16 protein-coding genes are annotated in these 21,095 nt (G+C 70.8%); 6 read left to right on the top strand and 10 right to left on the bottom strand.

Going from position 1 to position 21,095, the window contains the following annotated elements:
• On the bottom strand, positions 1-1,077 hold the full coding sequence (gene recA, locus ACK4TH_RS01775; protein WP_409621791.1) for a recombinase RecA: 1,077 nt from the start codon (positions 1,075-1,077) through the stop codon (positions 1-3).
• 164 nt (positions 1,078-1,241) lie between these two features.
• On the opposite strand from recA, the gene ACK4TH_RS01770 reads away from it, so the two are divergent.
• The 3 genes from ACK4TH_RS01770 to ACK4TH_RS01760 all read left to right on the top strand — a co-directional run bounded on the left by ACK4TH_RS01770 (position 1,242) and on the right by ACK4TH_RS01760 (position 3,943).
• On the top strand, positions 1,242-1,772 hold the full coding sequence (locus ACK4TH_RS01770) for a MarR family winged helix-turn-helix transcriptional regulator (RefSeq protein ID WP_409622105.1): 531 nt from the start codon (positions 1,242-1,244) through the stop codon (positions 1,770-1,772).
• Positions 1,773-1,797: 25 nt separating this feature from the next.
• Positions 1,798-2,472: a response regulator gene (locus ACK4TH_RS01765; RefSeq protein WP_409621788.1), complete on the top strand. Its 675-nt coding sequence runs from the start codon at positions 1,798-1,800 to the stop codon at positions 2,470-2,472.
• A gap of 73 nt (positions 2,473-2,545) precedes the next feature.
• Entirely contained in the window at positions 2,546-3,943 is a 1,398-nt protein-coding gene (locus tag ACK4TH_RS01760) for a sensor histidine kinase N-terminal domain-containing protein (protein ID WP_409622102.1), read from the top strand.
• On the opposite strand, the gene ACK4TH_RS01755 is transcribed toward ACK4TH_RS01760, so the two are convergent.
• Both ACK4TH_RS01755 and ACK4TH_RS01750 read right to left on the bottom strand, forming a co-directional pair.
• On the bottom strand, positions 3,922-4,578 hold the full coding sequence (locus ACK4TH_RS01755; protein ID WP_409621786.1) for a glutathione S-transferase family protein: 657 nt from the start codon (positions 4,576-4,578) through the stop codon (positions 3,922-3,924). The genes ACK4TH_RS01760 and ACK4TH_RS01755 overlap by 22 nt on opposite strands.
• Before the next feature lie 23 nt (positions 4,579-4,601).
• On the bottom strand, positions 4,602-7,304 hold the full coding sequence (locus tag ACK4TH_RS01750; RefSeq protein ID WP_409621783.1) for a DNA topoisomerase III: 2,703 nt from the start codon (positions 7,302-7,304) through the stop codon (positions 4,602-4,604).
• A gap of 145 nt (positions 7,305-7,449) precedes the next feature.
• Here ACK4TH_RS01750 and ACK4TH_RS01745 point away from each other — a divergent pair, with 145 nt between their 5' ends.
• Complete coding sequence (locus ACK4TH_RS01745) at positions 7,450-8,301, top strand: biotin--[acetyl-CoA-carboxylase] ligase (RefSeq protein ID WP_409621780.1); 852 nt, start codon at positions 7,450-7,452, stop codon at positions 8,299-8,301.
• Complete coding sequence (locus ACK4TH_RS01740; RefSeq protein ID WP_409621777.1) at positions 8,295-9,047, top strand: SPOR domain-containing protein; 753 nt, start codon at positions 8,295-8,297, stop codon at positions 9,045-9,047. Before ACK4TH_RS01745 ends, ACK4TH_RS01740 begins: the two co-directional genes overlap by 7 nt.
• 41 nt (positions 9,048-9,088) lie before the next feature.
• Here ACK4TH_RS01740 and gap read toward each other — a convergent pair whose 3' ends face one another.
• The 7 genes from gap to ACK4TH_RS01705 all read right to left on the bottom strand — a co-directional run bounded on the left by gap (position 9,089) and on the right by ACK4TH_RS01705 (position 19,554).
• On the bottom strand, positions 9,089-10,111 hold the full coding sequence (gene gap / locus ACK4TH_RS01735; RefSeq protein WP_409621774.1) for a type I glyceraldehyde-3-phosphate dehydrogenase: 1,023 nt from the start codon (positions 10,109-10,111) through the stop codon (positions 9,089-9,091).
• A 40-nt stretch (positions 10,112-10,151) separates the two neighbouring features.
• Complete coding sequence (tkt, locus tag ACK4TH_RS01730) at positions 10,152-12,242, bottom strand: transketolase (RefSeq protein WP_409621771.1); 2,091 nt, start codon at positions 12,240-12,242, stop codon at positions 10,152-10,154.
• A 40-nt stretch (positions 12,243-12,282) separates the two neighbouring features.
• Complete coding sequence (pdeM, locus tag ACK4TH_RS01725; protein WP_409621768.1) at positions 12,283-13,023, bottom strand: ligase-associated DNA damage response endonuclease PdeM; 741 nt, start codon at positions 13,021-13,023, stop codon at positions 12,283-12,285.
• A complete protein-coding gene (locus ACK4TH_RS01720) occupies positions 13,020-15,545 on the bottom strand; it encodes a ligase-associated DNA damage response DEXH box helicase (protein ID WP_409621765.1) in 2,526 nt (841 codons plus the stop codon). The genes pdeM and ACK4TH_RS01720 overlap by 4 nt, the downstream gene beginning before the upstream one ends.
• The gene (locus ACK4TH_RS01715; RefSeq protein ID WP_409621762.1) at positions 15,542-17,254 is read right to left on the bottom strand and encodes an ATP-dependent DNA ligase; all 1,713 of its coding nucleotides are present in this window, start codon (positions 17,252-17,254) and stop codon (positions 15,542-15,544) included. Before ACK4TH_RS01715 ends, ACK4TH_RS01720 begins: the two co-directional genes overlap by 4 nt.
• Positions 17,251-18,279 (bottom strand): ligase-associated DNA damage response exonuclease, encoded by a 1,029-nt coding sequence (locus ACK4TH_RS01710; protein WP_409621759.1) that lies wholly within the window; start codon positions 18,277-18,279, stop codon positions 17,251-17,253. The genes ACK4TH_RS01715 and ACK4TH_RS01710 overlap by 4 nt, the downstream gene beginning before the upstream one ends.
• A 75-nt stretch (positions 18,280-18,354) precedes the next feature.
• A complete protein-coding gene (locus tag ACK4TH_RS01705; RefSeq protein WP_409621756.1) occupies positions 18,355-19,554 on the bottom strand; it encodes a threonine ammonia-lyase in 1,200 nt (399 codons plus the stop codon).
• Positions 19,555-19,719: 165 nt separating this feature from the next.
• Between ACK4TH_RS01705 and ACK4TH_RS01700 the strand changes: the two genes are divergently transcribed.
• Positions 19,720-21,063: a glutamine synthetase family protein gene (locus ACK4TH_RS01700; protein ID WP_409621753.1), complete on the top strand. Its 1,344-nt coding sequence runs from the start codon at positions 19,720-19,722 to the stop codon at positions 21,061-21,063.
• Positions 21,064-21,095 lie beyond the last annotated feature (32 nt).

Raw genomic sequence — 21,095 nt, 5'->3', positions numbered from 1 at the left:
TCACACCTCGTCCAGCGCCGACAGGTCCGGCTCCACCTCGTCGTCCGGCGCCACCGACGGCAGCGCCGCCACGCCGACGACGGCGCGGATCTTGTTCTCGATCTCGCGCGCCAGATCGGGGTTTTCCTTCAGGAACTCGCGCGCGTTCTCGCGCCCCTGGCCGATCTTCTCGCCGTTGTAGGCGTACCAGGCGCCGGACTTCTCGATCACCTTGTGCTGCACGCCCAGGTCGACGATCTCGCCCTCGCGGCTGATGCCCTCGCCGTAGAGGATGTCGAAGTCGGCGGTCTTGAACGGCGGGGCGACCTTGTTCTTGACGACCTTGACCTTGGTCTCGCTGCCGATGACCTCTTCGCCCTTCTTGATCGAGCCGGTGCGGCGGATGTCGATGCGCACCGAGGCGTAGAACTTGAGCGCATTGCCGCCGGTGGTGGTTTCGGGGCTGCCGAACATGACGCCGATCTTCATGCGGATCTGGTTGATGAAAATGACCATGCAGTTGGTCTTTTTGATGGTGGCGGTGAGCTTGCGCAGCGCCTGGCTCATCAGGCGGGCTTGCAGGCCGGGCAGGCTGTCGCCCATGTCGCCTTCGATTTCGGCCTTGGGGGTGAGGGCCGCCACCGAGTCCACCACGATCAGATCGACCGCGCCGGAGCGCACCAGGCTGTCGACGATCTCCAGCGCCTGCTCGCCGGTGTCGGGCTGGCTGATCAGCAGATTGGACAGGTCCACGCCGAGCTTTTGCGCGTACTGCACGTCCAGCGCATGCTCGGCATCGACGAAGGCGCAGATGCCGCCTTGCTGCTGCATCTGGGCAATGACCTGCAGCGTCAGCGTCGTCTTGCCCGAGGACTCCGGCCCGTAAATCTCGATCACGCGGCCGCGCGGCAGGCCGCCGACGCCCAGCGCCAGGTCCAGCCCGAGCGAGCCGGTGGAGACGACCTGGATGTCCTCGACCTTCTCGCCCTCGGCCAGGCGCATGATGGTGCCTTTGCCGAATTGCTTTTCGATCTGCGCCAGCGCGGCCTGCAGGGCCTTGGCCTTTTCGGGGTCGGGGGTGCGGGTCATGGCGTTCATGGGTTTTCTCCTGTATGGGCAAGGACTTGGAACCACACCGCCCTCCCTGTCCCCCGGCGCTGCGGGGGCTGCGCGGTCGGTGCTTGGATGGCAGTGTAAACGGGTGTTGATCGGTTTTTTCGTGTTTTTTGGTCAGTTTGCCTTACCATTTACCCATGTCGTCGATGCCCTCTTTCGGCCCCGAGGAACGCTGGCGCGTCACCCACCTGGGGCGCCTGATGGGACATGCGTTGCGCCGCTTCGATGAGCGGGTACTGTGGCTCATGGCGCACTCGCCGCAGGCGCCGCTGGCGCTGTCGAACCTGGCCGCGCGCGCCCAGGTGGGGGCAGCCATCGTCCACATCACGCGCCACTTGCCACTGGGGGGCGCCCGTCTGACCGAACTGGCCCACAGCGCCGGCATGAGCAAGCAGGCCATGGGCGATCTGGTCGACCAGTGCGTGGCCTGGGGATTGGTGCGGCGCGAGCCCGACCCGCGCGACGCGCGTGCGCGCCGCATCGTCTTCACCCCCACGGGTCTGGACTGGCTGCAGGCCTTTCGCCGCGCGGTGGCGCAGGCCGAGCAGGAGTTCCGCACCGCCGTCGGTGATGCCGTGGCCGCCGTCGTCGCCCTGGGGCTGGAGGCCTATGCCGAGGGGGATGGCGCCGCACGGGTCGGCCCCTACAATGTGGCGCACCGGGAGCGGACGCCCTAACGACAGCCCCGGACGGAGACACGCCATGCGTATCCTCATCGCCGAAGACGACCAGGTGCTGGCCGACGGGCTGCTGCGCACGCTGCGCGCCGCGGGCGCCGCCGTCGATCACGTCGCCAGCGGCGACGAAGCCGACGCGGCGCTGCTGATGCACGACGGCTTCGATCTGTTGATCCTGGACTTGGGGCTGCCCAAGCTGAGCGGGCTGGAGGTGCTCAAGCGGCTGCGCGCGCGCGGCTCGCGCCTGCCGGTGCTGATCCTGACCGCGGCGGACAGCGTGGACGACCGGGTGCGCGGCCTCGACCTGGGGGCCGACGACTACATGGCCAAGCCGTTTGCGCTGGCGGAGCTGGAGGCCCGTGTGCGCGCGCTCGTGCGGCGCGGCAACGGGGCGGTCTCCAGCATCATCCAGCACGGTCCTCTGGTCTACGACCAGGCCGGCCGCGTGGCCTCCATCGACGGCAAGATGATCGAACTGTCCGCGCGCGAGCTGGGGCTGCTGGAGGTGCTGCTGCAGCGGGCGGGGCGGCTGGTCAGCAAGGAACAGCTGGTCGAGCGCCTGTGCGAATGGGGCGACGAGGTCAGCAACAACGCCATCGAGGTGTACATCCACCGCCTGCGCAAAAAGATCGAGCGCGGCCCGATCCGCATCGCCACCGTGCGCGGACTGGGGTACTGCCTTGAAAAAATCCCCGGCTGACGGACCGCAGCGCGGCTGGCGCGGGCTGTTCCAGCGCGGGCAGCACAGCTTGTTTGGCGAGATCCTGGACTGGATGCTCACGCCCCTGCTGCTGCTGTGGCCGCTGTCGCTGGGCCTCACTTGGTTCGTGGCCCAGGGCATCGCCGACCGCCCCTACGACCGCGCGCTGGAGTTCAACCTGCAGGCGCTCACGCAGTTCGTCACCGTGGACGAGGGGCGCGCGGTCTTCGCGCTGACCCCGCAAGCACGCGACCTGCTGCGAGCGGACGACACCGATCTGGTCTTTTACCAAGTGATGGACCGCGATGGTCGCCTGGTCAGCGGCGATCCGGAATTCCCAGCCCCGCCCGATACCCGCACCTCACATCCGGGCGACATCCAACTGCGCGACGATGTCATCCGCGACGAGGACGTGCGCGTCGCCTACACCTGGCTGGCGCGCGGCCCGGCGCGCGATCACATCGTGCTGATGCAGGTGGCCGAAACGCGCGGCAAGCGCTCCAAACTCGCCACCGAGATCATCAAGGGCGTGATGGTGCCGCAGTTCATCATCCTGCCGCTGGCGGTGCTGCTGGTCTGGCTGGCGCTGGTGCATGGCATCCGGCCGCTGTCCGAGCTGGAGCAGCGCATCCGCGCCCGCCGCCCCGACGACCTCAGCCCCATCGACGACGAGCATGTGCCGCAGGAGGTCGCGCCGCTCGTGTCGTCGATCAACGATCTGCTGCAGCGCCTCAAAGCGACGCTGTCGAACCAGAAGCGCTTTTTGGCCGATGCGGCGCACCAGCTCAAGACCCCGCTGGCCGGGCTGCGCATGCAGGCCGAGATGGCGCAACAGCAGCTCCCCCCGGGCGCGGGGGAGGAGGTCGAGCGGTCGCTGCGCCAGATCGCCACCTCCAGCGTGCGCGCGACGCACACGGTCAACCAGTTGCTGGCCCTGGCGCGGGCCGAGGCCACTGGCCACGCCCTGCCGCGCGAGCCGGTCGATCTGGTGGCGGTGGCGCGCGAGGTGGTCGAGGAGCTGGTGCCGCTGGCGTTGGACAAGGCAATCGATCTGGGCTTCGAGACCCGGCCGGTGGACAGCCTGCCCGCATCGCCCCCCATCCGTCTGCTGGGCAACCCCACCCTGCTGGCGGAGCTGGTGCGCAACCTGGCGGACAACGCCCTGCGCTACACACCGCGCGGGGGCGTGGTGACGGTACGCGTGCTGACCGATCCGTTCAGCGGAGTGCAGGTGCTGCAGGTGGAAGACAGCGGCCCCGGCATCCCGGCAGACGAGCGCGAGCGGGTGCTGGCCCCGTTCTACCGCGCGCTGGGGACCAATGTGGACGGCTCCGGGCTGGGCCTGGCGATCGTGCACGAAATCGTCCAGCAGCACGGCGCGGCGCTGGAGATGGAAGACGCCGACCCGCAGCGCCCGCAGGCGCGCGGCCTGCGGGTGTCGGTGCGGTTTCAGGCCACGGTGGGGCGATAGACGTTGAGCTGCAAGCGCTCGCGCTCGATGACGCGCGCCACCGCCGGCAGCGCCGCGAAGGCCTGGGACAGCGCCCAGGTCTGCGGCAAGGTGGTTGGGTCGATGCCGGCAAATCCCCCCCAGCGCAGCAGCGTCAGGGCGTAGGCGTCGAGCACTCCGGGCTGCGCACCGCCCAGCCACGGGCCAGGCCCAGCGGCCACGAGCGCCTCCAGCTCACCCAGGAGCCGGCGGTACTGTCCCAGCGCGCGGGCCTTGACGGCCGCCTGCGCCTCGGCCTCGTCGGCAAACTTGGCGGGCATGAACACATGGGTGAACGTCGGGTGCACTGTGTTGTTCATCCACAGCAGCGTCTCCAGCGCCCGAGTGCGCGCCATCCCCTGCGCCGGCAGCAGGCCCGCCTGCGGGAAGCGCGCATCCAGATGCAGGCAGATGGCGACGATCTGCGTCACCGGGGTATCCCCGTCCACCAGCACCGGCACCTGCCCGCGCGGGTTGAGGGCAAGAAACTCCGGCGTCTGGTGCTCGCCCTTGTGGAGCTTGACAAGCACCGGCTCGAAATCGGCGCCGGCCAGCTCGAGCGCGGCATGCGGCACGAACGAGCAGGCGCCGGGGGCGTAGTACAGCTTCAGGCTCATGGGGGTCTCCTCGGGGGTGGACGTCAACGTTTGGGTGTGCCGCGGCGGACGGCCGTGGTGCGGGATGCGGTGCGTGCCCCGCTGCGGCGGGCGGGAGCGCGCCCGCCCTCGCGCGGCTCGAAGGCGAAGTTGACCCGGCCGGCCTCGGCATCCCACACCAGCGCGGCCTTGAACGGGCGCCGGGTGCGGTTGGAGACGAAGCCCTCCAGCCAGTCGGTTTTGCCGGTGGCCAGCAGCTTGGCCATTTGCTCGGGCGCGATCGGCTGCTGCAGGATGGTGGTCGCGCTCTTGAAGTCGCAGGACGGCGTGGGCTGCTCGGCAGTCGGGACGGCGCGGCTGCAGACGTAGTGGCTGCCGTGCTCGACCACGGGCGCCCCGCACTTGGGGCAGGGCCCCAGGGGTTCGCGGCCGCTCAGATCCGCCAGGGTGCCGTCTTCGGCTTTTTCGTCGTCGCCAAAGTCGAACTCCAGCTTCCACTGCCCGCTGGCGTCGGGCGCCAAGGTCAGCTCGGCGCTGAACGGCCAACCCGCCTTGGAGCGAAAGCCCTCCAGCGGGCCGATGCGGTGCTTGCGCAGCAGGGCTTCCACCTCGTCCAGCTCGAACACGCGGCCACCGGGCGACTTGGGCAGGGAAAAGCCGCAGCCCGCCCCCGCGCCGTCGGGGCCCGTGCAGGCATAACGGCGGTAGTTTTCCTTGACCACGCCGCCGCATTGCGGGCACGGAGTGGTCAGGGTGGCGTAGTCGCCGGGCACCGTGTCGCGGTCGTATTCCTTGGCCTTGCGCACGATGCGCTCGGTCATGGACGCGATCTCGCGCATGAAGGCCTCACGGCTGAGCTGTCCACGTTCCATCAGCGACAGCTTGTGTTCCCACTCGCCGGTCAGCTCGGGGCGCGAGAGCTCCTCCACGCCCAGGCCGCGCAACAGGGTCATGAGCTGAAAGGCCTTGGCGGTGGGGATCAGCTCGCGGCCCTCGCGCAACAGGTATTTCTCGGCGATCAGCCCTTCGATGATGGCCGCGCGCGTGGCGGGCGTGCCCAGCCCCTTGTCGGCCATGGCGCTGCGCAATTCCTCGTCGTCCACCATCTTGCCCGCGCCTTCCATCGCGGCGAGCAGCGTGGCTTCGTTGTAGCGCGCGGGCGGGCGGGTCTGCTTGGCGTCCACGCGCACGGCCTCGGTGCGCACCACCTCGCCCGGCTGCACGGGCACCAGGCTTTGGCCTTTGTCCCCGGCGCGCGCGCCCTCCACATCCTCGGCGGCTTCCTTACCGTAGACGGCCATCCAGCCAGGCTTGACGAGCACCTTGCCCTCGGTCTTGAAGTGGTGGGTGACCCCATCGACCGGCACCTGGGTGATGCGGGTGGTGACCAGAAATTCGGCCGCTGGATAAAACACCGCGATGAAGCGGCGCACCACCAGGTCGTAGAGTTTTTGCTCGGCCTCGCTCAGCCCGTGCGGCACCTGCAGGGTGGGAATGATGGCAAAGTGATCGCTGACCTTGGCGTTGTCGAACACGCGCTTGGTGGGCCGCACATAGCCCTGGTCGAGCGCCACCCGCGCATGCGGCGCCAGGTGTGCCAGCGGGCTGCCGGCCAGGGCCTCCAGCGTGTGGCGGACCGTGCCCAGGTAGTCCTCGGGCAGCGCCCGCGAGTCGGTCCGGGGGTATGTCAGGGCCTTGTGCTTTTCGTACAGGCTTTGCGCCAGGGCCAGCGTGGTCTTGGCCGAAAAACCAAAGCGCCCGTTGGCCTCGCGCTGCAGGCTGGTGAGGTCGTACAACAGGCCACAGGCCTGGGTGGTGGGCTTGGATTCCTCGCTGACCTGCGCGGGCTGGCCGCGCACGGCCTGCGCGATGGCCTGCGCCTCGGCCTCGGTCCACAGCCGCTCGGGCTTGCGCTCGGGGTCGGCGGCATCGCCCTGGGGTTTGCGAAAAGCCGGATCGAACCAGCGCCCGGGGTAGGTGCCAGCCTGCGCCGCAAAGGTGGCGTGCACCTCCCAGTAGTCGCGGGCGCGAAAGGCGCGGATCTGCTCCTCGCGCTCCACCACGATGGCCAGCGTCGGCGTCTGCACCCGGCCCACCGTGGTCAGGAAAAAGCCGCCATCGCGCGAATTGAAGGCCGTCATGGCGCGCGTGCCGTTGATGCCCACCAGCCAATCCGCCTCGGAGCGGCTGCGCGCGGCATCGGCCAGGGGGCGCATTTGCTCGTCGCTGCGCAACTGCTCGAAGCCTTCGCGGATCGCCTGCGGCGTCATCGACTGCAGCCACAGGCGCTTGACGGGCTTGCCCAGCGGCTTGGGATGGCCGGCCTTGTCGGTGCCGCCCGCGTACTGTTCGATCAGGCGAAAAATCAGCTCCCCCTCGCGCCCCGCGTCGCAGGCGTTGACCAGGGTGCCCACGTCCTTGCGCCGGGCCAGCTTGACCACGGCATTGAGCCGCGACTTGGTCTTGTCGATGGGCTTGAGCTCGAAGTGCGGCGGGATCACCGGCAGGTGGGCAAAACTCCACTTGCCACGCTTGACGTCGTAGGCTTCGGGGGCGGCGATTTCGACCAGGTGGCCAACGGCGGAGGTGACGATGTAGTGGTCGTTCTCGTGGTAGTCGTCGTGCTTCTCGAACTTGCCGGAGACGGGCGTGAGCGCGCGCACGATGTCCAGCGCGACGGACGGCTTCTCGGCGATCACCAGGGTCTTGAGGGCCCCCGGGGTTTGGGCAGAACCAGCGGTATTCATCTCTACAATGCTCCGGGCGCGGTGTGGCGCGTCGCGGACGGGTCGAATCGCCCTCCCTCGCGCGCGCGCACGCATGCGCACCCATGCAGTTACCTTAGCAAACTTTCACGCCGTCTTCGTCCGCCCAACGCCTCGGCACCGCCCGATGTCCGCCTCCGCCCCGCCCGTCTCCGCCCCCGCGACGACCGCTGCGCTAGCGCGCTTGCACGCCGGCGCCGAGGCCCTGTGGCAGGCCGCCAGCCCGCAGTGGCCGGGCCTGTCGGTGGAGGTGGTGCCCACCATCGACTCCACCAACGCCGAGCTGATGCGCCGCGCGCGCGCCGGCCATATCGGCCCTGAGAACGCCCCCGTCGTGCTGACCGCTCTGGAGCAAACCGCCGGCCGTGGACGCCTGGGGCGAAGCTGGGTGACGCTGCCCGGCGCGTCGCTGGCTTTTTCGGTCGGTGTGCGGCTGGCGCCGGCCGACTGGTCGGGTCTGTCGCTCGCGGTGGGGCTGGCCGTGGCCGAGGCGCTGGATCCCACCGTGCAGCTCAAATGGCCCAACGACCTGTGGTGGGACGGCCGCAAGCTCGGTGGCATCCTGATCGAGACGGCCAACGCGACCACGGGCGAGCCCGGTCGCCACTGCGTCATCGGCGTCGGGGTCAACCTGGCCACCCCGACGCTGCCCCCCGACGCCCCGCCCCATGCCCTGCCCCCGGTGGGGCTGGATGCGATCGCGCAAGCGCAGGGACATACGCCGTGGGATTTGGGGTATGCACTGGCCGCACTGGGGGCGGCCGTGCTGCGGGCGGCGCAGGCGTTCGAGCGCGAGGGGTTTGGCCCCCTGACCCTGCGCTACGCCGCGCGGGATGCGCTGCGCGGCTGCGCGGTGCGCCTGAGCGACGGCACCGAAGGAACGGCCGAGGGCGTGGACCCCGATGGCGCCCTGCGGCTGCGCACGGCTGCCGGACTGCAGCGGGTGCAGCAGGGCGAAGTGAGTGTGCGGCCATGCTGAGGGCACTCGTCGTTCTGCTGCTGGTGGCCAACGGCGCCCTGTGGGCCTGGCAGAGCGGCTGGCTCGGCCCGGCGGGTGGCCCCGGCGCCGCCGACGCCGCGCGCGAGCCGCAGCGGCTGGCGCAACAGGTGGCACCAGAGCGGCTGCGCCTGCTCAACGCCCCGGGCAGCCACCCGGCCAACCTGGCCGCCCAGGCGGACCCGCCGCCCGCCGAGACCGCGCAGGCTGCGGACGGTACGGGCACGGGCAGTGCCGCCGCCGAATCACGGCCCGAACCACCCGCGCCGGTGGCGCCGCGCCGCTGCTGGCAATTGGCGGCGCTGACACCGGCGCAGGCCGATGCCGTGCGGCGCAGCGCCGATGCCGAAACCGGGCTGCGGGGGCGCAGCACCGAGACCGCGACGACGCTGCCCGAGCGCTGGATCGTCTATCTGGGCAAATTCCCGAGCGCCGACGCACTGCAGCGGCGCCGCGCCGAATTGCGCCAAGCCGGCATCGACCAGCGCGAGGTGACCGTACCCGCCCTGACCCCCGGGCTGGCGCTGGGCACTTATTCGAGCGAGGAAGCGGCCCGCAAAGCGCTGCAGGACGCGCAGCGCCTGGGCGTGCGCGACGCCCGTGTGGTGCAGGAGCGGCCCGAAACCCGCACGATCACCCTGCGCTGGCCCGACCTGACCGAGGCCGAGCACGGCCGCCTGCAGGCCGCGCTCGGCGGAGCGGGGCGGGGCCTGCAGGCCTGCCCCTGACGGCGCTTCAGCGGTGAGCGGTCAACGGCGACGCCGCGGACTCAGCCGCGCGCGACGATGCGCGCCATCTCCAGACACTTGGCGGCGTAGCCCCATTCGTTGTCGTACCAGGCCACCACCTTCACGAACGTCTCGTCCAGCGCCATGCCGGCCTTGGCGTCGAAGACACTGGTGCAGCTCTCGCCCCGGAAGTCGGTGGACACCACCATGTCTTCGGTGTAACCCAGCACGCCCGCCATGCCGCCTTCGGCCACCGGCCGCTGGCTCATGGCGCGCATCTCGGCACAGATCTCGGCGTAGCTGGCCGGGCGCTCCAGCTCGCACGTGAGGTCCACCACCGAGACGTCGCTGGTGGGCACGCGCAGCGACATGCCGGTGAGCTTTTTGTTGAGCGCCGGGATGACTTTGCCCACGGCCTTGGCCGCACCGGTGCTGCTGGGGATGATGTTTTCCAGGATGCCGCGCCCGCCGCGCCAGTCCTTGCGCGAGGAGCCGTCCACGGTCTTTTGGCTGGCGGTGGCGGCGTGCACAGTGGTCATGAGTCCGCGCTTGAGACCCCAGCGGTCGTGCAGCACCTTGGCCACGGGCGCCAGGCAGTTGGTCGTGCACGAGGCGTTGCTGATGACGGCTTCGCCCGCGTAGCTGCCGTGGTTGACGCCGTAGACGAACATGGGGGTGTCGTCTTTGCTGGGGGCGGAGATGACGACTTTCTTCGCGCCAGCGTCGAGGTGCACCCGGCAGCTCTCGGTGGTCAGGAATTGGCCCGTGCACTCCAGCACCACGTCCACGCCCATGTCGCCCCAGCGCAGTTGGGGGTTGTCGCGCTCGTGGCTCAGCGCAATGCGCCGGCCGTTGACGATGAGCGCGTCGTCACCGTCGTGCGCGACGCTGCCGCGAAAGCGCCCGTGCACGCTGTCGTACTGCAGCATGTAGGCCAGGTAGTCGGCGCCCTTGGGGTCGTTGATGCCGACGACTTCGATGTCGTCAAAGCCCCCTTGCAGCGCCGCGCGCAGCGACAGGCGCCCTATGCGGCCAAAACCGTTGATGCCAACGCGGATGGTCATGGTGTGGTCCCTGAGTGGATGAGATCGGAAAAGGTGCGCGTCACGAACGCCCGAGCACCGCGCGCACGGTCGCGGCCACGTTGTCGGCCGTGAAGCCGAACAGGTCGAACAACTGGGCCGCCGGCGCCGACTCGCCAAAACGGTCCAGGCCGACCACGGCGGCGCAGCCGTATTTCCACCAGAAGTCGCTGCACCCCGCCTCGACGGCGATGCGCGGCAGCTTGGGCGGCAGCACGGCCAGGCGATAGTCCAGCGGCTGGCGGTCGAACACGGTCGTGCTGGGCAGCGACACCACGCGCACCGGGATACCCTCGGCCGCGAGCAGCCGCTGCGCCTGCAGCGCCAGCGCCACCTCGGAGCCCGTGGCCAAGATGACGGCCTTGGCCTTCTTGTTGGGCTTGAAGCCGACCGCCACGGGCTCGGCCAGGATGTACCCGCCACGGGCGATCGCATCCAACCCGGACGCATCGGGGGCCAGCGCCGACGTCGGCTTGGCCGCATACGGCAGATTCTGGCGGCTGAGCAGCAATGCCGTGGGCCGCTCGCGCTGCTGCAGCGCCACGCCCCAGGCGACGGCCGTCTCGGCCGTGTCCGCCGGACGCCAGACATCCAGGTTGGGGATCAGGCGCAGGCTGGCCGCGTGCTCCACCGGTTGGTGGGTGGGGCCATCCTCGCCCAGGCCGATCGAGTCGTGCGTAAAGACGTGGATGACGCGCTGCTTCATCAGCGCCGCCATGCGGATGGCGTTGCGGCTGTAGTCGCTGAAGGTCAGGAACGTGCCGCCGTAGGGGATGTAGCCGCCATGCAGCGCGATGCCGTTCATGACCGCGGCCATGCCGAACTCGCGCACGCCGTAGTTGATGTGCCGACCCAGGCGGCCCTGCCCGTCCGGTACGGGCTGGCCATCGGCGCCGAAGCGCAGCGCCGGCGTGGCGGCCGTCTGCGTCAGGTTGGAGCCAGTCAGGTCGGCCGAGCCGCCCAGCAGCTCCGGCAGCGCGGCGGTCAGGGCCTCCAGCGCCAACTGGCTGGCCTTGCGGCTGGCCACGGTCTGCGCCTGCTCGTGCAGACCGACGATCAGGTCCACCATGCGTTGGTGGAAGTCGGCGGGCAGCTCGCCGCGCAGGCGACGCTCCAGCTCGGCGGCCAGCACCGGGTGTGCCTGGCGATAGGCCGCAACGCGCTGGGCCCAGTCCGATTCGGCCCGGGCACCGGCCGGGCGCGCATCCCAGGCCGCGCGGATGTCGGCCGGCACTTCGAACGGCGGGTGCGGCCAGCCGATCGCCTCGCGGGTGCGCTGCACCTCCTCGGCCCCCAGAGGCTCGCCGTGCGCCTTGGCGGTACCGACGCGGTTGGGGCTGCCCTGGCCGATGCGGGTGCGGCAGACGATCAGGGCGGGCCGCCCATCGACACGCGCGCCCTGCGCCTTGGCGGCGGCGATGGCGGCATCCACCGCCTCGACATCGTGGCCGTCCACCGGCCCGATCACCTGCCAGCCGTAAGCGCGGAAGCGCGCCGGCGTATCGTCCACGAACCACGGCTGGACCTGGCCGTCGATGGAAATGCCGTTGTCGTCGTACAGCGCGATCAGCTTGGACAGCCGCCACGCCCCGGCCAGGGCGCACGCCTCGTGGCTGATGCCCTCCATCATGCAACCGTCGCCCAGGAACACGTAGGTGTGGTGGTCGACGATGGTGTGGCCAGGACGGTTGAACTCGGCGGCCAGCAGCTTTTCGGCCAGCGCCATGCCGACCGCATTGGCAAGCCCCTGCCCCAGCGGCCCGGTGGTGGTCTCCACCCCCGGGGTGATGCCGACCTCCGGGTGGCCCGGCGTCTGGCTGTGCAGCTGGCGGAAGGCCTGGAGTTCCTCGATCGGCAGGTCGTAGCCGGTCAGGTGCAGCAGCGCGTAGATCAGCATCGAGCCGTGGCCGTTGGACAGCACGAAGCGGTCGCGGTCGGCCCAGGCCGGGTTGGCCGGGTTGTGCTTGAGGTGGCGGCCCCAGAGCGCGACGGCCATCTCGGCCATGCCCATCGGGGCGCCGGGGTGGCCGCTGTTGGCCTGCTGAACGGCGTCCATGGCCAACGCCCGGATGGCATTGGCCATGGCGGCCGGGGAAACGCGCGAAGTGGTCATGAAAGGGTTCCCGTGGGGGGTCAGGGTAAACCCCGGAATTTTACCGGCCAGGTCCGATCTGCCAAGGCGCAGGCGGCGGGCCATCCACCGGCCACACGGCGCCGTCGGCGATCGCCCAGCGCGCCTGACCGGCAGCGGACGGTACGGCATATCCTCCAGTGAAGGCCCCAAAAGCCGGCAACCACAGCGCCGACGGCGTGAGCACGAAGCACGGCAGCCGCAGGCGCTCGCGCGCAGCGCCACGCAGCACGCACACCGGATGCACATGTCCGCACAGGACGGGCCCCGGCGGGGCGCCCTCGCCTTCCCCCTCGGCCGGCGGCTCGTGCCGGCAGTGCCAGGGCCCCAAGGTCCACGGCTCCTCCACGACGGCGATACCCAGGTCTGGCGGTGGATCGCCCGCGCGGTCGTCGTGATTGCCGCGCACCAGCACCCAGACCAGATCGGGGTGGCGGCCGCGCCAGTCGCGCAGCGCCTGCAGCACGGCCGGCGTGCGGGCGGCGCGAGCGTGCAGCAGGTCACCCAGCACAACCAGACGGCGCGCGCCGTGCCGGCGCACCAACGCCTCCAGCCGCTGCAGATTGTCCCCGGTGGTACCCCCGGGGACCGCCAACCCAGCGCTGCGGAAGGCGGCCGCTTTGCCCAGGTGGACATCGGCCACGAACAGCGTGGCCCCGGACGGCCACCAGACGGCCCGCTGCGACAACAGGCACACGGCCGCCTCGGGCCCATGGTGCGGCGCCTGCAGCACGACCGGCGCCGAAGCCGACGCCGCCCTCATGCGGCAGCCCCCGACGCAGCGGCGCGGCGCCGGCGGGACGCGGGGGCATCCGCCGCGCGTTCGAGCTGCGCGACCAGCCGCTGCAGGCGCGCGCTCAGGGTCTCGCTGGACACACGCTCGCGCAGGCGCTCGACCAGCAAGGGGAACGCCAGCGGCGTCGGCCGCCGCAGCGGCTGCACCTGCCACGACTGGCGGGCCATGCGCAGCAGCGTGGCATGCAGACGCTGCACCTCCAGCTCCTGCGCCAGCACCTCGGCCCGCGCCTGGTGCAGCAATCGGTTGTCCGGATCGTGGCGGGCCAACACGTCCCAGAACAGCGCCGCCGATGCCTGCAACTGTCGCGGGCTGCGGCGCTCACCCGGATGGGCCTGCACGACAAGACCGGCCACGCGGGCGATCTCGCGAAAACGCCGCTGGGCCAGCTCCGTCGCGTTCAAGCTGGCCAGCAGCTCGGCAGTCAGCGTGTCGAGATCGGGCGGCTGCAGCCAGCGCGGCAGCTCGGCCGCCCAATCGACGGGCTGGGCGCTCAGCAGGGTCAGCCCATAGTCGTTGACCGCCATCGAAAAGGTGCGCGGCTGCGCCTGCGCGGCCCGCCACGCCAGCCAGCCGGCCAGTCCCAGGTGCACGTCGCGCCCCGCAAACGGGTAGAGGAACAGGTGGCAGCCTTCCCGGTCGTGCAACACCTCCACCAGCAACCGCTCGGGGGTGGGCAGGTGGGACCAGCGCGCCTGCAAAGCCAGCAGCGGCTGCAACGCCGCCAGCTCGGGCCCGTCGGCCTCGCCTCGGGCGGCGGTGGCCAAGCGCGCCAGCACGGCATCGGCCAGCGTGGTGGACAGGGCCATGCGTCCGCCCTGCCAGCGCGGCACGCGGGGCTGCTGGCCGCGCGCGTCCCGCACCCAGACCGTCAGATCGCGCAGGCGCACCAGCTCCAGCGTGCGGCCGGCGAACAGAAACCGGTCCCCCGGCCGCAGGCGGGCGGCAAAGCCCTCCTCCACCACCCCCAGACGAGCGCCCTGCAAAAACCGCACCTCCAGTTGCGCATCGGCCACGATGGTGCCGATGTTGAGGCGGTGGCGGCGCGCCTGACGGCCATCCGGCACGCGCCAGACGCCCGCCTCGTCGGGCTGGACGCGGCGGTATTCGGGGTAAGCCTGCAGCGACGGCCCGCCATGGCGCACGAAATCCAGGCACCAGCGCCAGTCCTCGTCCGACAGGTCGGCGTAGGCGTGGGTGGAGCGCACCTCGGCCAGCAGCGCCTCCGGCCGGAAGCCACCCCCCAACGCCACCGTGACCAGGTGCTGCACCAACACATCCAGCGGGGCACGCAGGGGGGTACGCGGCTCGATGCGGCCAGCCTGCACCGCATCGCGCGCGGCGGCGGCTTCGACCAGCTCCAGCGCATGCGTGGGCACCAGCGTCACGCGCGAGGCCTGCCCCGGGCCGTGGCCGCTGCGGCCGGCCCGCTGCAACAGCCGCGCCACACCCTTGGGCGAGCCGATCTGCAGCACGCGCTCCACGGGCGCGAAGTCCACCCCCAGATCCAAGCTGGAGGTGCAGACCACGGCGCGCAGCGTCCCGTCTTTGAGGCCCTGCTCCACCCAGCGCCGTACCTGGGGATCGAGCGACCCATGGTGCAGCGCGATCTGACCGGCCCAGTCGGGCCGCGCCGACAGCAGGGCCTGGTACCACCATTCGGTCTGGGATCGGGTGTTGGTGAACAGCAGCGCGCTGCGACAGGCACCGATCTCGGCCACCACGGCTGGCACCATGCTCCCACCCAGGTGTCCCGCCCACGGGAAGCGTTCCAGGCGCGCGGGCAGCAACGTGTCGATGACCAGCGGCTTGGGCTGGCCAGCCCGCACCAGGGCAGCCCCCGGAGCACAGGCCGGCCCGAGCAAGGCCGCCGCCGCCTCGTCCAGATGGGCCAGCGTGGCCGACAGGCCCCAGACCTGCAGCTTGGGCTGCCAGCCGCGCAGGCGTGCCAGCGCCAGTTGCACCTGCACCCCGCGCTTGCTGGGCAGCAGCTCGTGCCACTCGTCCACCACCACGGCCGCCACGCCGGCCAGCAGGGCCGGTGCATCGGCGCGGGCGATCAGCAGGCTCAGGCTTTCGGGGGTGGTGACGAGGGCCTTCGGCCAGCGCCGCTGCTGGGCAGCCCGTTCGGCGTCGGGCGTGTCCCCAGTGCGCACGCCCAGCCGCCACCCCGGGGCCAGGGCCGGCAGTGGCGCCTGCAGAGCCGCCGCCGTGTCGCTGGCCAACGCGCGCAGCGGCGTGATCCACAGCAACCGCGGCCCGTCCGCCGCAAAAAACGCCGGAGCATGCCGCTGCAGCAGCCCCAGCCAGACGGCATAGGTCTTGCCCGCGCCGGTGGTGGCATGCACCAGCCCGCTGCGCCCGGCCTGGATGGCGGCCCAGGTCTCGCGCTGGAAGGCCAGGGGCGACCAGCCCTGCGCCCGCATCCAGTCCTCGGCGGTCGCGGTTGGTGCACTCGCCGCTGCTCGGGTCGGTCGGGAACGGCTCATGGCACACCCCCGGGGCTGTCAGCATCCAGCCAGGTCAGCAGGACGGGCAGGCAGTCGGCATCTTCCACCCGCTTGTCGGTGCGCCAGCGCAGCATGCGCGGAAACCGCACCGCCACGCCACTCTTGTGGCGGGGGCTGCGCGCAATGCCCTCGAAGCCCAGCTCGAACACCAGGGTCGGCTCCACCGCCCGCACGGGGCCAAAGCTCTCGCGCGTGGTGCGGCGGATGATGGCATCCACCCGCGCCATTTCGGCGTCGCTCAGGCCGGAATAGGCTTTGGCGAACGGCACCAGGTGCCGCTGCGGGTGGCCGGGGGCATGGCTCCAGACCGCAAAGGTGTAGTCGGAATACAGCCCCGCGCGACGCCCGTGGCCTTTTTGCGCGTAGACCAGCACCGCATCCACGGTCCAGGGGTCGGCCTTCCACTTCCACCAGGTGCCAACGGCCCGCGTGCGGCCGATGCCGTACTGGCCATCGCGCTGCTTGAGCATCAGCCCCTCGGCTCCCCGTTCGCGCGCGGCGCGGCGGAGGGCGGACAGCGTGGCCCAATCGGCATCGGCGCTCACGGGCAGGGCGGGGCTCAAACGCAACACCGGATCGCCCTGCGCCGCCACCAGCGCCTGCAAGCGCTCGCGCCGCTGCCACTGGGGCTCGGCGCGGCAGTCGCGGCCGTCGGCTTCCAACAGGTCGTAGGCGATCAGCGCCACAGGGCATTCCCGCAGCAACGCGGCGGTCAGGCGTTGGCGCCCAATGCGCCGCTGCAGCGCGCCGAACGGCCGTACCGCATCGCCCGCCACGACCACGATCTCGCCATCCAACACGGTGCCCGGGGGCAGACGCTGTCCCAGCGCGGCCAGTTCGGGGTAACGGTCGGTGACCAGCTCCTCACCCCGGGTCCACAGCGCCACTCCGCCCCGGCGCACCAGTTGGGCGCGGATGCCATCCCACTTCCACTCCACGATCCAGTCCGCCGGTGCGCCCAGCAGCGCCTCGGGAGCCTCGGGCTCGGCCGGCAGCGGATGCGCCAAAAAGAAGGGGTAGGGCTGCGCATCCGGCACGGGGGCCGCTGCGCCCGTCACCGCCTCTGCGGGGGGCGTCGCGCCCGGTCCGGCCACGGCCCCAGGCGGTGCCAGCAGGGCCTGGTAATCCTGCGGCCCGGGGCGGGCATCGGCGCGGGTGTAGCCCATCAGCCGCTGGGCCACGAGCGGGGGCGGCACGCCGGCCACGGCCGCCAGCGCCTGCGTCACCTGCTGGCGCGACACGCCCACACGCAGACCGCCAGTGATCAGTTTGCCGTGCAGCAGGCGCTGCTCGGCGGGCAGGCGGTCCCACTGCGCGCGCAAAGCAGCGTCGCGCTCGTGCACCGGCAGCGCACGCAGCGCCAGCACCTGGGCCATCCAGTGCGCCAGTCCGTGCTCCTCGGGCCCGGCGGGCGGCGGCAGCAGCAAGGCAATCGTCTCGGCCAAGTCGCCGGCCGTTTGGTAGCACTCGTCGAACAGCCACTCCGGCAAGCCCGCCGCGGCACGCGCCAGCTCGCGCAGGCGGCGCGCAGGCACGGTCTGGCGCGGCTTGCCCCCCGCCAGCAAGTACACCGCCCAGGCGGCATCCGCGGGCTGCGCCCCCCGAAAATAGGCCTGCAGCGCCGCCTGCTTGGCCGCGGTGGACGTGGTCGCATCCAGCGCCTGATACAGCGCCGCAAACGCCTTCATGCGTCGTCCCCCTCCGCCGCATCGGCGCCCGCCTCGCCGCTGTACAGGGTGTGCAGCGCATCGGCTTCCAGCCCTTGCTCCGCCAGGTACCGCACCAGCGGCGCCACGTGCCCGTGGGTGACCCACACCCGCTGCGCGCCGCAAGCGCCGATCGCCTGCAACAGGCCGGGCCAGTCGGCATGGTCCGACAGCGCAAAGCCCCGGTCGACACCGCGTCGCCGGCGTGTACCGCGCAGTTGCATCCAGCCGCTGACCATCGCGTCGGCGTAAGCGCCCAGGCGCCGCAGCCACGGCGTGCCCTGGACCGATGGGGGCGCGATCACCAGCGCGCGCCGCAGGGCCGCGGTGTCCAGCCCGTCCCCCAGGCGGTGGGTGGCGGGCAGGGGCACACCGGCCGCGCGGTAGGCGTGATTGACGGCCTCCACCGCGCCGTGTACCACCACAGGCCCGGTGGTCGTGTCCAGACCTGCAAGCAAGCGCTGCGCCTTACCCAGCGCATAGGCGTACAGGACGCTGGCGCGGCCGGCCGCAGCATTGGTCTGCCACCAGGCTTGGATGTCGGCCAGCACCGCTGCCTGCGGCCGCCAGCGGTACAGCGGCAAACCAAAGGTCGATTCGGTGATGAAGGTGTGGCAGCGCACCGGCTCGAATGGGGTGCAGGTGGGATCGGCTTCCACCTTGTAGTCGCCCGAGACGATCCACACCTCGCCCCGGTGCTCCAGCCGCACCTGGGCCGAACCCAATATGTGCCCTGCGGGATGCAGCGACACGCGCACCCCACCGCAGTTCACGATCTCGCCATAGGCAACGGTCTGCAGCGCGATGTCGTCGCCCAGCCGCGCGCGCAACACACCCGCCGCCTGCGCGTGGGCCAGATAGGCGCCGTGCCCGCGCCGCGCGTGATCGGCGTGGGCATGGGTGAGGACGGCGCGCGCCACCGGCCGCCATGGATCGATGTAGAAGTCGCCTGCCGGGCAGTACAGCCCCTGCGGCCGCACCACCACCAGAGCCCGCTCCTGCGCCATGCGCGCAGTGTAGCCAGCCGCTCTGGGGCCCGCAGCCGCGGGGTCTCTGATCCGACGCCCGACCCTCCGCGCGCATCAGTGGCGCGCCACCTCGTAGCCGGCGGTGCGCAGGGCCTGCATCACCTGCTCCACATGCTGCGGCCCGCGCGTCTGCAACACCAGCTCGATTTCCACGCTTTGCGCGGCCAGCAGCGTAAAGGCCCGCTGGTGGTGCACCTGGTCGATGTTGGCCCCTGCCTCGGCCACCACTGCGGCGATGCGCGCCAGTTGCCCCGGCAAATCGCGCGTATTGACCACCAACCGCACCAGCCGCCCGGCGCGCACCATGCCCCGCTCGATGATCGAAGCCAGCAGCAGCGGATCGATGTTGCCGCCGCACAGCACCAGCCCCACCTTGCGCCCCGCAAACCGCGCCGGATGGCGCAGCAGCGCCGCCAGCCCGGCTGCCCCCGCCCCCTCGACCAGGGTCTTTTCGATCTCCAACAGCATCACGATGGCCTGCTCGATGTCCTCCTCATCGACCAACAGCCAGTCGTCCACATAGCGCCGCGCCAAGGCCAGGTTGTGCTCCCCGGGGCTGCCTACGGCAATGCCCTCGGCAATCGTGTTCGTGCCCTGCGGCCAGTGGCTGCCGGTCACCGCATTGACCATGGCCGGAAAGCGCCGCGTCTGCACGCCGATCACCTCGATGTCGGGCTTGATCGCCTTGGCCGCCACGGCCACGCCGCCGATCAGGCCGCCCCCGCCGACGGCAATCGCCAGCACCTCCAGATCGGGCTGGGCGCGCAGCATCTCCAGCCCGATCGTCCCCTGGCCGGCGATGATGGCATCGTCGTCGTACGGGTGCACGAAGGTCAGGCCCTGCTCGGCCGCCAACGTCCGGGCATGGGCGCGCGCCTCCTCCAGCGTGTCGCCGTGCAGCACCACCTCGGCGCCAAAGCCGCGCGTGCGCTCGACCTTCACTCCCGGGGTGAAACGCGGCATCACGATCACCGCGCGCAGCCCCAGGCGCTGGGCGTGGTAGGCCACCCCCTGTGCATGGTTGCCAGCCGACATGGCGATCACGCCCCGCGCGCGCTCCTGCGGCGTGAGCTGCGCCAGCTTGTTGCACGCCCCCCGCTCCTTGAACGAGGCGGTGTACTGCAGGTTCTCGAACTTGAGGAAAACCTGTGCCCCGGTGATCTGCGACAGGGTACGCGACTCCAGGCACGGCGTGGCCAGCACCTGGCCCGCCAGCCGCTCGGCTGCGGCTTCGATATCGGACAAACCGATCATGCCCAAACCCCTCCAAAGACGACACGGGCGCGATGCCCGCAATATGCCCACGATTGTCGCTGCCGGGCGCTGCGCAATGGAGCCGCCCCGGCCGCGGCGGCTGGCACCACGCCCGCGCCATCATCGCCGCATACTGGTGGTCACTCTCCGATACCCTCTCCGCCCATGAACGATGACGTCCAGCGCATCCAGCAGTGGCTCGACGAGCGCCGCATCACCGAAGTCGAGTGCCTGATCCCGGACATGACCGGCCAGGCCCGCGGCAAGATCGTGCCACGCCACAAATACGACCCCGCCGTCGGCCTGCGCCTGCCCGAAGCCGTGCTGACCATGACCGTCACCGGCGACTACCCGGAGCAGGACTTCACCCCCGTCGCGGACCCGGACATGCGGCTGCTGCCCGACCCATCGACGCTGCGCATCGTCCCCTGGGCCAAGGAGCCCACCGCCCAGATCATCCACGACTGCGTGCACTTCGACGGCAGCGCGGCCGAACTGGCACCGCGCAACGTGCTGCGCCGCATCCTCTCATTCTACGAACGCGAGGGCCTGCAGCCCATCGTGGCGCCCGAGATGGAGTTCTACCTGGTCGAGGTCGAGCCCGACGAGGACATCCCCCTCAAACCCCCGATCGGCCGCACCCGCCGCACCGAAGCCGGGATGCAGAGCTTTTCCATCGACGCCGTCAACGAATACGATGACATCTTCGACGTCATCTACGACTGGTGCGAAGCGCAGGGCCTGCAGCTCGACACCCTGATCCACGAGATGGGCACCGCCCAGATGGAAATCAATCTGGACCACGGCGAGCCGCTCGCTCTGGCCGACCAGGTGTTCCTGTTCAAGCGCACCGTGCGCGAAGTGGCGATCCGCCACCGCATGTACGCCACCTTCATGGCCAAGCCCATGCAGGGGCAGCCGGGCAGTGCCATGCACATCCACCAAAGCGTCATCGACCGCGCCAGTGGGCACAACGTCTTCAGCCAGGCCGACGGCTCGCCGTCCCCGGCCTTCTTGCACTTCATCGGCGGCCTGCAGACCTACCTGCCTGCGGCGATGGCCTTTTTCGCGCCCTACATCAACAGCTACCGGCGTTTGTCCCGCTACACCGCCGCCCCCATCAATCTAAGCTGGGGTTACGACAACCGCACCTGCGGGCTGCGCGTGCCGCACTCGCCGCCGCAGGCGCGGCGTGTCGAAAACCGCCTGGCCGGCGTGGACGTCAACCCCTATCTGGCCATCGCGGCCAGCCTGGCCTGCGGCTACCTGGGCATGCGCGAGCGCCTGCAACCCACCGAGCCGCTCACCGGCAGCGCCTACGAACACCCCCACCAGTTGCCGCGGCACCTGGACGATGCCGTCGACCGCCTGCTGGCCTGCGAGCCGCTGGCCGAACTGTTCGGCGAACACTTTCTGCGCACCTACGCCGCCATCAAAGAGGCCGAATACCGCAAATACTTCGACGTCATCAGCCCATGGGAGCGGCGCTTTTTGCTGCTGAGCGTATGAGCGGCCCGTTCCGGAAACGGCTTCGGGCATGA

The sequence above is a fragment of the Tepidimonas sp. genome (genome assembly GCF_046292505.1).
Classification (GTDB): Bacteria; Pseudomonadota; Gammaproteobacteria; order Burkholderiales; family Burkholderiaceae_C; genus Tepidimonas.
This window is presented reverse-complemented; position numbering and strand designations above follow the sequence as displayed.